At 66.0% G+C, this 14,866-nt stretch carries 12 protein-coding genes and 1 tRNA gene; 9 read left to right on the top strand and 4 right to left on the bottom strand.

Annotated elements, in window-relative coordinates:
- Positions 1 to 25: 25 nt before the first annotated feature.
- The 9 genes from dusB to aldA all read left to right on the top strand — a co-directional run bounded on the left by dusB (position 26) and on the right by aldA (position 9,755).
- Positions 26 to 1,204, top strand: a complete 1,179-nt coding sequence (gene dusB / locus QUE25_RS01290) for a tRNA dihydrouridine synthase DusB (protein ID WP_286266817.1) — start codon at positions 26 to 28, stop codon at positions 1,202 to 1,204.
- Between the two features lie 90 nt (positions 1,205 to 1,294).
- Positions 1,295 to 2,371, top strand: a complete 1,077-nt coding sequence (locus QUE25_RS01285) for an HD domain-containing protein (protein WP_286268460.1) — start codon at positions 1,295 to 1,297, stop codon at positions 2,369 to 2,371.
- A gap of 37 nt (positions 2,372 to 2,408) precedes the next feature.
- Entirely contained in the window at positions 2,409 to 4,283 is a 1,875-nt protein-coding gene (gene dnaG, locus QUE25_RS01280; RefSeq protein ID WP_286266816.1) for a DNA primase, read from the top strand.
- A gap of 96 nt (positions 4,284 to 4,379) precedes the next feature.
- The gene (locus QUE25_RS01275) at positions 4,380 to 5,210 is read left to right on the top strand and encodes a sigma-70 family RNA polymerase sigma factor (protein ID WP_286266815.1); all 831 of its coding nucleotides are present in this window, start codon (positions 4,380 to 4,382) and stop codon (positions 5,208 to 5,210) included.
- 30 nt (positions 5,211 to 5,240) lie between these two features.
- Positions 5,241 to 5,744, top strand: a complete 504-nt coding sequence (locus tag QUE25_RS01270) for a hypothetical protein (protein WP_286266813.1) — start codon at positions 5,241 to 5,243, stop codon at positions 5,742 to 5,744.
- Positions 5,745 to 5,890: 146 nt separating this feature from the next.
- Positions 5,891 to 6,985: an NADH:flavin oxidoreductase/NADH oxidase gene (locus tag QUE25_RS01265; RefSeq protein ID WP_286266812.1), complete on the top strand. Its 1,095-nt coding sequence runs from the start codon at positions 5,891 to 5,893 to the stop codon at positions 6,983 to 6,985.
- 140 nt (positions 6,986 to 7,125) lie between these two features.
- Positions 7,126 to 7,198 (top strand) — tRNA-Asn (locus tag QUE25_RS01260).
- 192 nt (positions 7,199 to 7,390) lie between these two features.
- Complete coding sequence (locus tag QUE25_RS01255) at positions 7,391 to 8,254, top strand: CHAD domain-containing protein (protein WP_286266811.1); 864 nt, start codon at positions 7,391 to 7,393, stop codon at positions 8,252 to 8,254.
- 67 nt (positions 8,255 to 8,321) lie between these two features.
- Positions 8,322 to 9,755, top strand: coding sequence for an aldehyde dehydrogenase (gene aldA, locus QUE25_RS01250; protein ID WP_286266810.1), 1,434 nt, complete (start codon positions 8,322 to 8,324; stop codon positions 9,753 to 9,755).
- Positions 9,756 to 9,794: 39 nt separating this feature from the next.
- On the opposite strand, the gene QUE25_RS01245 is transcribed toward aldA, so the two are convergent.
- The 4 genes from QUE25_RS01245 to QUE25_RS01230 all read right to left on the bottom strand — a co-directional run bounded on the left by QUE25_RS01245 (position 9,795) and on the right by QUE25_RS01230 (position 14,860).
- Positions 9,795 to 11,489, bottom strand: a complete 1,695-nt coding sequence (locus tag QUE25_RS01245) for a hypothetical protein (protein ID WP_286266809.1) — start codon at positions 11,487 to 11,489, stop codon at positions 9,795 to 9,797.
- A complete protein-coding gene (locus QUE25_RS01240) occupies positions 11,486 to 13,114 on the bottom strand; it encodes an outer membrane protein assembly factor BamB family protein (RefSeq protein ID WP_286266807.1) in 1,629 nt (542 codons plus the stop codon). The genes QUE25_RS01245 and QUE25_RS01240 overlap by 4 nt, the downstream gene beginning before the upstream one ends.
- Positions 13,115 to 13,334: 220 nt before the next feature.
- Positions 13,335 to 14,444, bottom strand: coding sequence for an alcohol dehydrogenase catalytic domain-containing protein (locus tag QUE25_RS01235; protein ID WP_286266805.1), 1,110 nt, complete (start codon positions 14,442 to 14,444; stop codon positions 13,335 to 13,337).
- Positions 14,441 to 14,860 carry an FmdB family zinc ribbon protein gene (locus tag QUE25_RS01230; RefSeq protein WP_286266804.1) on the bottom strand — a complete coding sequence of 140 codons (420 nt, stop codon included), beginning with the start codon at positions 14,858 to 14,860 and terminating at the stop codon, positions 14,441 to 14,443. The genes QUE25_RS01235 and QUE25_RS01230 overlap by 4 nt, the downstream gene beginning before the upstream one ends.
- Positions 14,861 to 14,866: the final 6 nt, after the last annotated feature.

The raw sequence follows: 14,866 nt of genomic DNA, 5'->3' as shown, positions 1-14,866 counted from the left end.
GCAGGGCCCGTCTAGCCTGGAATCGATGAGCGCGACCCAGACCACACCGACCAGGCTGCTGCCCGAACTGCGGCTGAGTTCGCCGTCCCATCCGGACGCGCTGGTGATCGACACCCCGGTCGTCCTCGCGCCCATGGCAGGAGTGACGAATGCGGCCTATCGGCAGTTGTGCCGCGAGCAGGGCGCGGGGTTGTACGTCTGCGAGATGATCACGTCCCGCGGGTTGGTGGTCGGGGACCCGAAGACCGCCGACATGTTGGCCTTCTGGCCCGAAGAGGACGTGCGCTCGGTGCAAACCTACGGCGTCGACCCCGTCTCGCTGGAGGTCGCCGTCGACATCTTGTGCGACGGTTTCGGGGTCGACCACATCGATCTGAACTTTGGCTGCCCGGTGCCCAAGGTCACCCGCAAAGGCGGCGGCGGAGTGCTGCCCTGGAAGCTCGATCTGGTCCGTCAGATCATCGCCAGCACCGTGCGCACCGCGGACCGCTACGGGGTTCCGGTTACGGTCAAGACCCGCATCGGCATCGACGACCGGCATCTGACCTTCCTCGATATGGGACGACTGGCCGAGGACTGCGGCGCAGCAGCGATCTGCCTGCACGCGCGCACGGTTGCCCAGGCCTACTCGGGACATGCCGATTGGAATGCCATCTCCGAGCTGGTGCAGGTGGTCGACATTCCGGTGCTCGGCAATGGGGACATCTGGGAGGCTGCGGACGCGGTCGCCATGATCGAGCAGACCGGTTGCGCCGGCGTCGAGATCGGACGCGGTTGCCTGGGCCGGCCGTGGCTGTTCCGCGATCTTGCGGCGGCGATCACCGGTGAGCAGGAAACCGTGCTCCCGAGTCTGGGAGAGGTCTGCGCGATCGTCCGCAGGCACGCCGAACTGCTGGCGAGGCTGTGGGGCGAAGAACATGGCATGAAGGATCTCCGCAAGCACATGGCGTGGTACTTCAAGGGCTTTCCGGTGGGAGGCGACACCAGGCACGCCTTGGGCATGGTCTCCAGCCTGGCCGAGCTCGATGCGCTGCTGGCCCAGTTGGATGGCGCTGTGCCGTATCCGACCGCCGAACTCGGGCGTCCGCGGGGACGCCAGGGCAGTCCGCGCTCGAAGGTGACGATGCCCTGGGGCTGGCTGGACGATCGGTGTGGGCTCGAGCTGGATCTCAGCGAGGCCGAGCTCGAGACCTCCGGTGGATAGCGGCTGCCTGTCAGAGGCGTATGTCAGGCTAGGCCTATGACCTCCGATGCGCTGCAGCCCAATGCGCGGGCGATCAGCTGGGCGTCCACCATGACCGGGCACGGCGACGACCTGGTGACCGCGCACCGCGACAGCCACGTGCACATCGCCACCGGGGCGCCCATCGGACGCGAAGCCCGCGAGGCCCGCGAGGCGCAGTGGCTTCGTCCGGGAGCTGCTTTGGCCAGCGGGGCGGGAAACCGGGCCCGCGAGGAACAGCCTGACTCTGAACGCACCTGCTTCGAGCGTGACCGGGACCGGATCGTCCATTCGACGGCCTTCCGAAGGCTCGCCGGCAAGACCCAGGTTGTGGTCTATCCGACCGACCATCAGCGCACCCGCCTCACCCACGCCCTCGAGGTTGCCCAGGTCGCCACCTCGGTCGCCCGCGCCGTCGGGGCGAATGTCCCCCTGACTGAGGCGATCGCGCTCGGTCACGACTGTGGGCACGGTCCGGGCGGGCATGCCTCCGAGGAGGCGTTCGACGCTTTCCTGCCGCACGGATTCGACCATGGACCGTGGGGCGCCGACGTGGCGCTTGCCGAACTCAACCTGTGCGCCGAGACGCTGGACGGCATCCGCAATCACTCGTGGTCGCGTCCCGCACCAGCGACCATCGAGGGTGAGATCGTCAGTTGGGCCGACCGGATCGCCTACTGTGCACACGATCTCGAGGACGCGGCCGCGGCCGGCATCGTCCAACTGGACGAGCTGCCCAGCTCGGTCACCGAGCGGCTCGGGACCGGACGTCGTGAACAACTCAGCGTACTGATCCGCAGCATCAGCCACAGCATCGTCGAGGCCGGACGGGTCGGCATGGATGCGGAAACCGCTGAAGCCCTGGCGCAGCTGCGGCGGTTCAACTATCAGCAGATCTACACCCGCCCCGAATCACTGGAGCAGTCGCAAGCGGTGATAGCAGTCCTGCAAGAACTCGTCGCGTACTACATCGAGCACCCCGCGAGCCTGCCCGACGGGTTCCGGCAGGACGACCGGGTGCTCGCGGCCGTCACCTATGTGGCAGGCATGACCGACAGATTCGCCTTCGATCAGGCCGAGAAGCGGCTGGGCTGGGCGCGGTGGCGGCTTCCGCGCAGTATGGGTCACGGAGTCGGCCCGATGGCGTGAGCTCGGCCCGTCAGATCGAGCGTCTAAACTTGCGGCCATGGCCAGCCGAATCAACGATGAAGACATCGCGTTGGTTCGCGAGCGGGCACGCATCGACGAGGTCGTCGGCGCCTACGTGCAATTGCGCAATGCCGGAGGCGGCTCACTGAAGGGGCTGTGCCCTTTCCATGACGAGAAGACCCCCAGTTTTCAGGTGACGCCATCTCGGGGCTTCTACTACTGCTTCGGCTGCGGCGAGGGTGGCGATGTCATCACCTTTCTCCAGAAGATCGACAATCTGAGTTTCACCGAGGCCGTCCAGGCGCTGGCCGACAAGACCGGCGTCCAACTGCGCATCAGCGACGACGGCCGCCCGGCCACCCAACCGGGCCTGAGGCAGCGGGTGCTGGCCGCCAATCAGGCGGCCTCGGAGTTCTATCAGAGCCAGATCACCAGCGCGGAGGCGGTGATCTTCCGCCAGTTCGTCGACGGCCGCGGTTTCGATCGGGAAGCCGCCCAGCACTTCAGCATGGGATATGCCCCCAAGGATGGCAAAGCCCTGCACGATCATCTGCATCGCGCCGGATTCAGCGATGAGGAGTTGGTCAGGGCCGGGCTGATCCGTGAGTCGGGCTGGGACTACTTCCAGGGCAGGGTGGTCTGGCCGATCAAGGACTCGGCCAAGTCCGTGCTCGGTTTCGGGGCGCGACGAGTTTTCGACGACGACCGGATGCCCGCGAAGTACCTGAACACCCCTGAGACCGTCGTCTACAAGAAGTCGCATGTGCTGTACGGACTCGACCTGGCCCGGCAGCCGATCGGCAAGAAGGCCCAGGCGGTCGTCGTCGAGGGCTACACCGACGTGATGGCGTGCCACCTCTCCGGCATCGACACTGCTGTGGCTTCGTGTGGCACGGCGTTCGGAGCCGATCACGCACGGATGCTCCAGCGGCTGATGGGCAACAACGATGCATTCAATGGCGAGGTGGTCTTCACCTTCGATGGGGACGCGGCCGGTCAGGCTGCTGCGCTGAAGGTGTTCAGTCTCGATCAGACCTTCGTTGCGCAGACCTATGTGGCGGTGGAGCCGAACGGTCTGGATCCGTGCGATCTGCGGCTCAAGTCGGGGGAGCCCGCGGTGCGGGAGCTGGTGGGCCGCCGGGTGCCGCTCTATCGCTTCGTGATGCGCAACGTGGTCGCCCAGTACGATCTCGACCGGGTCGATGGCCGCCTGCAAGCAGTCCGGGCGGCCGCACCACTGCTGTCCAGCATCCGCGACGGGTCGCTGGTGCGCGGCTATCTGCACGATTTGGCCCAGCTGGTCGGCATGGATGTCGAAGAGGTCCGCCAGATCGTCTCCCAGCAGGTACGCAGGGCGATGCCGGCAGCCCACGAACCACCCAAGCAGCGGACACGCCGGCCTGCCGAGGAGCCCGACGGGCCGGTGCTGGACGGATTGTCGCTGCCGTGGCCCGACCCCCGCGATCGCAACCTCGCAGTCGAGCGCGACACGTTGAAGCTCATGCTGCAGTATCCGACACTGTTCGACACGACCTGGAACGGAGTGAGTGCAGATGATTTCACCCACCCCGCCTATCGCGCGGTGTTCGAGGTGATCTTGGCGACCCCGTTTCAGGCGCAGGGTTGGACGGAGCAGTTGCAGGCCGTCACCGTCGACGATGTGGCTCGCCAGTTGCAGGTCGCGCTGCTCGTGGAGGGCATTCACCATGACCCCGACGAGGCATATGCGTCCGCCTATACGGCGAAACTGCAGCTGCTCACGACGCTGCGTCGGCTTGCGGAGCTGAAATCGCGGCTGCAACGCATCAACCCGGTCGAGCATTCGTCCGCCCACAAGCAGGCATTCACCGAGCTCATCGCGCTGGAGACCAGGCGCCGGACTCTCGAGCAGATCAGCGCCGGAGCAGATTAGCGCAGGTTCTGCGGTGTTTTCACAGCACTCGGTGTTGTCCGTTTTCGGTCTGTGCACAACCCGATTCGCCGCTGGTGGGCGTCTCATGCTGGACGCATGTTCTTCGACATCGTTGATACCGCGCTCCTGACGGCCGCCGATGAGATCCGGCTCGCCGTGGCGATCGAGGCGGGCGTGACTGCTGAGCGTGCGCTGATGGATGGCTCGCTGTGCTGCGACGTGGCTGCCGCAGATCTCGAGCTGATCGCCGAGCTGGGGCGCGCTGCCCGTGACGAGTTCTTCATGGGCAACCTGCGGATGGTGGCCAACCTTGCGCTCACCTGGGCCGATCGGGCGGGCGTGTCCGCCGAGGAGCTCTTTCAGGAGGGCTGCGTCGGGCTGGGCAGGGCGATTCAACGCTGGGACTGGCGTCGCGGCTACCGATTCTCCAGCCTGGCCTGGCCGATGGTCGAGGCGGAGATCTCGCATGCTGCGATGCGCCGGTGCGGCGCGATCGAGGCCAGCGTCTTCCGGCTGCGGAGCGCTTTCGAGCTGCGGCGGGCCAGGGAACAGCTGGAGACGCTGCTCGGGCACGAGGTGACGGTGACCGAGCTGGCCGGGTATCTGGGGCGTGATGTGCGCACAGTCGCCGCGACTGTGGAGCTCAGCGCACCCGACCGGCTGTCCGACGATCTGATGGCGCTGCTGCCAGACCCTGCGGGGGAGTGCCCGCCCGACGAGCTGCACGCGGAGGTGCTGCGTGGGCTGGACGAACTGCCCCCACAGGAAGCAGCCCTGCTGCGGTGCTCATTCGGCATCGGTCAACCCGCGATGACCCGGGCAGCGACGGCGGATCGGCTGGGGCTCAGCGTGTCGACCACTCGACGGCTGGAGCTCAAGGCGCTGAGCAGGCTGCGGAGGCTGCTGCTGTCGGCCGAGGCCGCATGAGGACGTCCGTGCGGGTGGGAGAATTGGGCAATGGCCGATCGATCAGCGTACAAATTGACCAAGGACGAGATCGCCGAACTCGCGAAGGTGCTGGGAAGGCGTCCCGATGTGCTCGTGGCTGCGCGCGGACCGGAGGGATTCGTGGCACTGCTACGCGACCGCATGGTGGTGCGCAGGCCGCAGGGCTGGCAACTGGTGGCTTGGACCGACATCCAGCGGGGCGGCTGGGACTCCGACAACCGCCGGCTCTACTGGCAGATGACCGACGGAACTCGCAGCGAGATCGAACTGAATGAGCAGAGCGCGCTGCCGCACGCCTTCGCTGAGCGAGTGCGGGCGTCCATCGTGGCCTGGCGGCAGATTGAGTTGGACGATGACCTGGGCACCGTGCAATTGGTGGGGCGTCGGCGTCCGGGCTCGGACGAGCCGATCAGCTGGCAGGTCGAGGGTCTCGGACGCTGCGATCTGGGCGACCCGAAGGTGCAGTCGATCGTCCTCGGGCTGGTCGAGGAGATGCGGGCCGAATACGAATAGCCCGCTGCCGAACCCTCGCTGTCGCGGAGCATCCCGCGGACGTCGTTGACACGAACCTTGACGAGTCGGACCTTGGCGATACCATGGGCGCTGCGCCGCGAAGCAGCTGCCGTTCGCGCTTCGCGGCCCGCAATCGAGGAGATGCAATGTCTGAAGTCAGTCGCGCACTGTTTGAACCGATCAAGCTACGCGGACTGGAGGTCCGCAACCGCATCTGGGTACCCCCGATGTGCCAATACGTTGTTGACAAGCAGGATGGGGTCCCGGTCGCCTGGCACCTGATGCACTACGGCTCGCTCGCGCGCGGCGGTGCGGGTGGGGTGGTCGTGGAGGCTACCGGCGTGGTGCCGGAAGGCCGGATCAGCCCGCAGGACCTGGGCCTGTGGAATGATCACCAGCGCGATGCGTTCGCGCCCATCGTCGAGCTGGTGCACGCCCAGGGCGCCAAGCTGGGCATCCAGCTCGCCCATGCCGGACGCAAAGGCTCGGTCTATCGCGAGTGGGGCACGGAGGCACCCGGCACCAGCGTGCCGGTCTCCGAGGGCGGCTGGCAGACCGTGGCGCCGTCGGCGGTCGCCTTTCCCGGCCTGGCTGAGCCTGCCGCACTGGACCAGGCAGGCATCGACCGCGTGGCGGCAGCATTCGCCGCGGCCGCTCGCCGCGCCGTGGACGCGGGCTTCGACTTCGTGCAGGTGCATGGCGCTCACGGCTATCTTCTGCACGAATTTCTCTCGCCGCTGAGCAATCATCGAACCGATTCCTACGGCGGCACCCTGGAAAACCGCGCTCGGCTGCTGTTGCAGGTTGTGGACGCGATACGCGCCGAGGTCGGCCAGGCCATGCCTATCGCGGTGCGCCTGTCTGCCACCGAATGGGTGGCTGGCGGCTTCGACATTGATGAGACCGTCACTGTGGTGCGCTGGCTCGGCCAGCACGGCGCCGACTTCGTCGACATCTCTACCGGCGGCAATGTCAAACAGGCGCCCATCCCGGTGGGTCCCGGCTACCAGGTGCCCTACGCCACCGCCGTCAAGAAGGCCACTGGTGTCACCACCTCGACCGTGGGCATGATCGACAGTGCATTCCAAGCCGAGCAGATCGTGGCAACCGGCCTCGCGGACATTGTCATGGTAGGACGCGAGTTCCTGCGCGATCCGAGCTTCGCGCTGCGCGCCGCTGAAACGCTGCAAGTGGCCGTCGGCTACATTCCGGCGCCCTACCGGCGCGCCTACCGCCGCTGACTGCGAAGGGGCCCATTCGGGAAGGCTCTGGTGCTTGACCGCGGTGTTCATCACCGCTGAGTGGGCGAGTCTCCTCGAGTTTGGGGAACCGTCGAGGTTCTGCTAACGTTTGTTCTCGCGTTGAGAGACGCAACCGCCAATCCCTGGTAGCTCAATTGGCAGAGCATCTGACTGTTAATCAGAGGGTTACTGGTTCGAGTCCAGTCCGGGGAGCCCCTTTTGAAGCCGCTTGACAAGGCGATAGGCCAAGTCAGGCGGTTCTTTTCTTCGCAAAGTGCAACATGCGGGCAACTACCGTCCTGACGATGGCAATCGAAGCGATTACCACGACGTCTCCCACCGGGGGCGAAGCGAAGTGGGCCCCTTGTGCGAACCCTAATTCGCTTGTCAGCGTAAGATTGGAGAATGTCTAAGACGGCGAGCAGCGTTGAGGGGTACTGGATCGAGCAGATCGGCTTGATGCGCGAGCTTCCGGCGGCGGTCACCGCCAACGAGCCTGAGTCCATCCACGACTTGAGGGCCGCGGGCCGCCGCCTCAAAGCCACCATCCGGGTCTACCGGCCGCTGCTTCGTCCGCAGCTCGCAGAGGCGCTTCTGGCAGAGCTCGACTGGTACAACTCCGAACTCGGCCGGGCCAGGGATGCCGAGGTCATCCATGAGCACATGGCCGAGCTGTTCGCCGACCGCGCCGACGCCAAGCCGCTGCTGGACGAGCTCGCCGGCGAGCAGGAGAGCCTGCGGCAGGAGGCAATCACGATCTTGGGCGGCGATCGCGCCGCTGCACTGGTGGATCTTGCCGGGGTGATGGTCGCCCAACCGTGGCGCCGATCGAAGGCCCGGAAGGGGAAGGGCCCCACCCGCGAGCAGATCATGCGCCGTGTTGGCTGGGCGGAGCAGCGCGTCGGCAAAGCGTGGCAGGAGGTCGACGCTCACCCCGAGGGACGATGGGCAGGCCTGCACCTGCTTCGCCGCCGGGCAAAGGCTGCCCGCTACGCCTACGAATCGGTGGCTGCCGCGAGATCAGGCGCAGCAGCCACGGCCCGTTACTATGCCGAACTGGCCGACCTGCTCGGCATGGTACAAGATGCGGTGATCGTCGAACGCGTACTGGCCGGGCGTCCCGGAGAGCTCACCGAGTACGCGCTGGACGAGCAACGGCGCAGGTCGCAAGCTGCTGAGAAACGTGTCGCAGATGCTCGAAAAAGTGCAACAGCATCGACTGCCGACTCGGGCAGACTAGCAACTGCACCAGCACAGCCGCCGGTGTGAGCCGCATCTGACTTCGCTAGCCAGACACTGTGCAGCGCGGCCATCCGTCGATGAAGAAGGAGAAGACATGGCCGAATTGACCACTTACCGCAACTACGTCGCGGGAGAGTTCAGAGCCACTGACCAGACCATCCCCGTGGAGAACCCCGCGACCGGCGAGGTTCTGGCGTATGCGCCGCGGGCGACCCCGGCCGACGTGGACGACGCTCTGCAAGCCGCATTCGACGCAAAGAAGAGTTGGGCGTTGACGCCGGCTCCGGAGCGGGCGTCCTACCTGACGAAGCTCGCCCAGGCGATTCGCGCCCATGAGGCGATGTTCACCGACATTCTCGTCAAGGAGCAGTCCAAGACTCCCGAGCTGGCAAATGTCGAGGTCCTGTTCACCGCCGACTACCTCGATTACATGGCCGGCTTCGCGCTGCGCATCGAGGGTTCTGTGATGAACTCCGCGCGTCCGAAGGAATCGATCTTCGTGCTCCGCAAGCCACTGGGTGTGGCGGTCGGCATTCTGCCGTGGAATTTCCCGTTCTTCCTCATCGCTCGCAAGCTGGCCCCGGCCTTGGTCACGGGCAACACATGCGTGATCAAACCAGCATCGGTGACACCGATCAACGCCTTGGAGTTCGCGAAGGTCGCCGCCGAAGTCGGGCTCCCCAGGGGAGTATTCAGCATGCTCGCCGGGTCCGGGGCAATCGGTGAGCAGATGTCGGCCGATCCGCGCGTCGATATCGTCAGCTTCACCGGTTCGGTTCCGGTCGGGTCAGCGATCATGGCCGCTGCCAGCAAGAACGTCACCAAGGTGAACCTCGAACTGGGCGGTAAGGCGCCGGCCATCGTCCTGGACGATGCCGACCTCGATCTCGCCGTCGCCTCGATCAAGGCCTCGCGGGTGATCAACACCGGCCAGGTCTGCAACTGTGCCGAACGCGTGTACGTCACCCGCGGCGTGGCCGACGAGTTCATCAGCAAAATGACCGAGGCCATCGCCTCCACCACCTACGGTGATCCGAGTGTTGACAAGGGTCTTGACATGGGTGCCCTGATCGATGCGAACGCCGCCAGCCGCATCGGTGCCATGGTGGACGCGTCGGTTGCGCAGGGCGCGACCGTGCTCACCGGAGGCAAGGTCGCCGATCGTGGACAGGGCCACCACTTCCAGCCGACAGTACTGACCGACGTCACCCAGGACATGCCGGTGATCCGCGACGAGATCTTCGGGCCGGTGCTGCCGATCATGGTGGTCGATGATTTCGATGAGGCCATCCAGAAGGCCAACGACTCGGAGTACGGCCTGACCAGCTCGCTGTACACGGCCAGCCTCGCCAACGCGATGAAGGGCATGCGGGAGATCGACTTCGGCGAAACCTACATCAACCGGGAGAACTTCGAGGCCATGCAGGGCTTCCATGCCGGTACCCGCAAATCCGGCGTCGGCGGCGCCGATGGTCCGCTCGGAGTGGAGGAGTTCACCCGTACGCAGATGATCTACGTCGAAGCGTAGCGGCCAAGGGGGTGGTCGCAGGTCCGGTCATCGTGGTCGTCATGACCGCGGGACCGGGCCTGCGGTCAGCGCGTCGCCACGACGGTAGGTCCACAGCGCCACCAGGCTGGCGATGCCCGCCGCCATGAACAAGGCGCCGCCAAGTGTCATGTCGCCCAACCCAACCATCCCCGACTGGTCAATCGCGGTGGTCTCAATGCGCATCTGCGCGGTGACCGCCAGGATCAGCACCGCAAGGAGGGTCATCGTCGCGAACGCCAGCACCCGAGAGCTCTGGGGGAGCGCTTTCGAATCTCCGGCCATCAGATCGCCATCGGTCATCACCCGCCACAACAGGCTGATCAACAAGACCGCGGACGCCGAGACGGCACCGAAGATCATGCCAGGCTCCGACAGCGGCTCGCGGAAGCGGAACAACGTGACCAGCAACGCGAGAATCAGCGCCTGGTGCACACCGGCGTCCCCGCGTCCGGTGCACCAGATGAGCGCGCCGATCATTAGCAGCAGCACTCCTGCGGGCTCTATTTCCCACGCGAACCATGCCCATGCGGTGAGTACCGAGAGCGCCGAAATGGCCATGATCGCCGCATAGGCGCCGAGCACGACGGGCGTGACCCGGTCGCCGCGGCGGGCGCGATGCCAACCCCACCACAGGGCCAGTGCGGCTTGGCCGAGGCGCACGAGAAAGACCAGGGTGGTGCTGGACGACAGGTTGGCCAGCCAGTCGGGCTGCGAACCCAAGAAGACATCGGCCAGACCGCCGGCGACGGCGCCGAGGCTGGTGAGCAGCATGAACGCCAGCGTCACCGATGCGAGCCCGAACGCTTGTGATGTCCAGCTGTCTACCAGCGCGTCCGGATCGGCGGGATCACGAGGCGAGGTGCCTCGATCAGGCAGACCCGACCACAGCACCGCGATGATGCCCGCTGCGAGCGCCACCAGCAGTACTGAACCCATCCAGTTCTCGAGTTCCCAGCCGAGGCGCCGCTGGTGGGTCGACCAGATCGCGTACCCTAGGTTGCCGAGCCCGAGCACGGAGATTGCGACCAGCGACAAGTATCGAGGCATCAGTTGGGAAAGCCGCAGGCCCATCCACTGGGAGAACGAGATCCCGACCTGCGCTGCCGCATAGCCGGTCATCATGAGCGCCGGAACGGCCAGCGAGTTCATGAATGCGAGGATCAACAGCACCGTCGATGTGCGGATGTCATAGCCGAAGTTGCCGGTGGAGATCAGCGGCATCATCACGCCCGTGCTCACCAAGATCCAGATCACCGGGAACTCCCAGCCGGCGAAGCTGCCACGCCGCCGGATGAGAAAGAAGATGATGGTTCCGCCGACGCTCGCGACGACTGCGAGCGAACCCGTGCCGAGCGCCAGCTGCGGAGTCAGCGGCAGCAGGAAGACGATGATGCTGATCAGCTTCAGGAGGGGATGAACATGCAGGGCAGCGGTCAGGCCGACCGCCAAGGTGAGGGTGACCAGCCACAGCAGCACAGTCATCGACGCGCTGCCGATCACTTCGGCGCGTTCGATGACGACAGGACGATCGGCGCTGCGCAGCCAGGGAGCGCCGAGCACCAGAACAACCCCGATGAGGTAACCGGCGGCGGCCAGCGCCATCACGGGGGCCAGGCCCGGCTGCCAGTCCTTCGGGCGTGGCCGGCCCGACCGGATCGGATCGACGAAGATCTTGTCGAGGGCATCGACCACCACACGGGCTTGGGTCTTCATGCTGGCCACCATTCGAACTCCCCGATGTCGCTTGTCACGAGCAGGCCGCCGGTCATCGGGACCGCCCAGGTGTTGGAGGCTGTGCGCTCGATCTGCCAGGAGCCGAGTTCGTCACCGGAGGTACTGAGCAGGGTGGTGGTCTGGCGTCCCATGCTCAGGATCTGGCCATCGGCGACGTAGATCGCCAGCGCCGACAGCTCTGCTCGCCAGATGACTCGTCCGGACGCGGGGTCGATGGCAGCGATGGCGTTCGGCAGCCGGCAGACGACCAGCTCGTCGGTCGCCACGAGTTGGCGGCAACTGTCGGGCATCCCGACCCGCCACAGCCGGTCGCCCGCGAGCGTGAAAGCGGTGAGATCGGCGGTCACATCGCTGACGACCACTGCCTGGTGCGTCATGGCCAGCGAGCGGACGTCGTCTCGCACCTCCAGCGTGGTGACCCGATCCTCCGCGTTCAGGATCGCGATCTGCCGTTCGGACGCGGTGGCGATCAGTGCCCCGGAATCGCCTTGGACGACGGCTGGTCCGACCGTCGATCCGGCTGGCATGTCGGTCGTCCGGATGGTGCGCCCGTCACTGACCGCGAAGATCGTCAGCTGACCGTCAAGGGTCAATGCCGCGGCCGCCTCATCGTCCACCCAGAACAGATCGCTGGCAATGTCAGGTAGGTCGGCTTGCCAGACCCATCGTCCGTGCCTGTCATAGGCGACCAGGGCGCGATCGGTGGTGGCTGCGACCACCATCTCCCCGGCGTCGAGTGATGCCGTCATATCGAGCCCCGGACGACGAACCGTGCTGAGCGTCCATTGCCCATTCGCGCCGGGGGAGACAAAATCGAGCTGACCGTTCGTCCGGTTCGCGAAAACGAGCCCGTCGCCGACGGCCACCGGTGGGGTCGTCATGCCAACAGCCATCGCGACTTCTCCGGTGAGGATGGTCGTGGTGATGGGGTCGGAGGCCGGCATGAGGTCGGGATGCGGTCGGAGTCGAAGACCGGATGTGTCGACCGCCGGCGGTTCACCGGCGGCCGCCTGATCGACGGCCACGATGCCGCGCTGCGGGCAGCGGGTCGTCACGGAGGTGGTTTCGGTGTCGCGATAGCGGTCGGTGGTGGTGATCTCGAGGCAGCCTTGCTCGGCAGCGGATCCGATGGATCCGGTCCGGCTCCACGATGTGGAGACCCCATCGGTGTCGGTCGCGGTCGCCTGTGACGTCCAGCTCGCGCCGGGCACCGCATCGGCGGGCAGTTCGACCAGTCCGCTGTCGAAGGCGAGCCGATCTGTGCCGTCGATTGCATACAGCACCAGACCGGCATCATCACTCAGCATGAGCAATCGGGAGGTGATGGCGGAGCGTGTCTGCCAGATCTCGCGTATCCAGTAGCCGGCGGATGCTTGTTCGTAGCTGATCGTGTCGAGAACCTGCTGCATGATCAGGGGTGGGTCGCTGAAGGCGATCGCGCCCGGAAGATGCGAGGTCTCGATGATCGTCGTCTGTGGGCCGTTGCTGAGGAACTCGCGGTGTCCGGACGTGGCCAGGTACTGACCGGCTTCGACGTCCGGCATACCGGTCGGCGGCCTGCTGTGGGAGGCGAGAATCACCGACCACACGAGGGCGATGACCACGCCGATGACACTGACGGTGGCTGTCCGGCGTCGTCGTTGTTCAGGGGTGGGCGCGGGGGATCCGGGCGCCATGGGCTCTGGGATCGGTCCGGCCGGTGGAGGCCACGGACCTGTCGGACCATGCTGGACGCGCTGATTCGGCACGTCCTGAGTGTACGGGCCGGGGGTGCCCGGAAGGACCTGATCGGGGCCGGCTTCCGGGCACCATCAATGCCCTTGTCTAGGCGTCGAACAAGATGACCTGACGCACGGCCTTACCATCGGCCAGCGCATCCATCGCGGAGTTGATCTCGTCCAGGGTAATGATGGACGAGATCAGCGCGTCGACCGGCAGCTTCCCTTCGCGCCACAGCTGCGCGTAGGTCGGAATGTCCCTGGCGGGGACTGCGGAGCCGAGGTAGCTGCCCATGATCGTTCGGGCTTCAGCTGTCAGCCCGAGCGGGCTGATGGTCGCGTCGGCTCCGGGAGCCGGCAGGCCGACGGTGACCGTGATGCCGCCGACATCGGTGAGCTTCACCGCGGTCTCGAAGGCCCGCGGATGGCCTGCCGCCTCGACGACCACAGGTGCCTTCACCCCGGCATCGATGGCCTCCTGGGGCGTGTACACCGCGCTCGCGCCGAGTTCGGTGGCCCGCTTCAGCTTGTCCGGGAGTGCATCGACCCCGATGACGTCACCCTTGCCCAGCGACAGCGCCGTGATGAGGGCGGCCATGCCCACACCACCGAGCCCGACAACAGCGACCGTATCGCCATCGGCGGGAGCCCCGGCATTGATCACCGCACCACCGCCGGTGAGCACTGCGCAGCCGAGGACGGCCGCCACCTGAGGCGGAATGTCGCTCCCGACCGGAACGATGGAGCGGCGGTCGACCACCGCATGGGTCGCGAATCCAGACACCCCGAGGTGGTGGAACACTTTCTGGCCGTTGCGATGCAGGCGTTCTCCGCCGGTGAGCAGCCGACCGGCGGTGTTCGCGGCGGTTCCGGGGATACATGGCAGTTTGCCGTCGGTGAGGCAGTTCTTGCACTTGCCGCAGCGCGGCAGGAAAGCCATCACGACCCGCTGGCCGACCTCGATGTCGTCGACGCCGTCGCCGAGTTGCTCGACGATGCCGGCTGCCTCATGACCCAGCAGCATCGGGACCGGGCGTGGCCGGTTCCCGTTGACGACCGACAGATCCGAATGGCAGATGCCGGCCGCCTCCATACGGACGAGCACCTCACCGGGGCCGGGCGGATCGAGTTCGAGCTCACAGACGGTGATCGGCTTCGATTCCGCGTACGGACGCGGACGCCCGATTTCTTCGAGTACTGCTCCTGTGATCTTCATTGTTGCTGTTTGTCCTTATGAGTGTCTGATTGCGTGGGTGAGGATGCGTCACGAACGGCGGCCGCGATGTCGTCTCCAGCACGAAGGGGCTTGCGTGCGAAGATGCCCTCGTGGGCCAGAATCGGGCGCCGGTCGCCGGCCAGCTCGGGATGTCTCTCCTCGAGCTTCTCGCGTTTGGCGGCGACTTCGTGCCAGTGCCGGATGGTCTCGCGGTCACCTGCGCCGGTCTGCGTCCATGACCGTGGCATCTGGTCGCGGGAAACCCCGGTATCGGCGCGTCCACCGATGTTCAGCCTTGCCAGGCGCCGTCTGGACGGCGCCTGGCAGACCGGGCAGGACGGGGCATCGTCCGACATCGAGGCGATCAAGGCCTCGAAGTCATGCCCGTCCGTGCAGACGAAGTCGTAGAGAATCATCGCTGG

The organism is Brooklawnia propionicigenes (assembly GCF_030297015.1).
Classification (GTDB): Bacteria; Actinomycetota; Actinomycetes; order Propionibacteriales; family Propionibacteriaceae; genus Brooklawnia; species Brooklawnia propionicigenes.
The sequence above is the reverse complement of the archived record's forward strand: the minus strand, read 5'-3'. Positions and strand labels throughout refer to the sequence as shown.

Coding starts and splice junctions, on each gene's coding strand:
- dusB (WP_286266817.1), top strand. CDS start 26: ATGAGCGCGACCCAGACCACACCGACCAGGCTGCTGCCCGAACTGCGG.
- QUE25_RS01285 (WP_286268460.1), top strand. CDS start 1,295: ATGACCGGGCACGGCGACGACCTGGTGACCGCGCACCGCGACAGCCAC.
- dnaG (WP_286266816.1), top strand. CDS start 2,409: ATGGCCAGCCGAATCAACGATGAAGACATCGCGTTGGTTCGCGAGCGG.
- QUE25_RS01275 (WP_286266815.1), top strand. CDS start 4,380: ATGTTCTTCGACATCGTTGATACCGCGCTCCTGACGGCCGCCGATGAG.
- QUE25_RS01270 (WP_286266813.1), top strand. CDS start 5,241: ATGGCCGATCGATCAGCGTACAAATTGACCAAGGACGAGATCGCCGAA.
- QUE25_RS01265 (WP_286266812.1), top strand. CDS start 5,891: ATGTCTGAAGTCAGTCGCGCACTGTTTGAACCGATCAAGCTACGCGGA.
- QUE25_RS01255 (WP_286266811.1), top strand. CDS start 7,391: ATGTCTAAGACGGCGAGCAGCGTTGAGGGGTACTGGATCGAGCAGATC.
- aldA (WP_286266810.1), top strand. CDS start 8,322: ATGGCCGAATTGACCACTTACCGCAACTACGTCGCGGGAGAGTTCAGA.
- QUE25_RS01245 (WP_286266809.1), bottom strand. CDS start 11,489: ATGAAGACCCAAGCCCGTGTGGTGGTCGATGCCCTCGACAAGATCTTC.
- QUE25_RS01235 (WP_286266805.1), bottom strand. CDS start 14,444: ATGAAGATCACAGGAGCAGTACTCGAAGAAATCGGGCGTCCGCGTCCG.
- QUE25_RS01230 (WP_286266804.1), bottom strand. CDS start 14,860: ATGATTCTCTACGACTTCGTCTGCACGGACGGGCATGACTTCGAGGCC.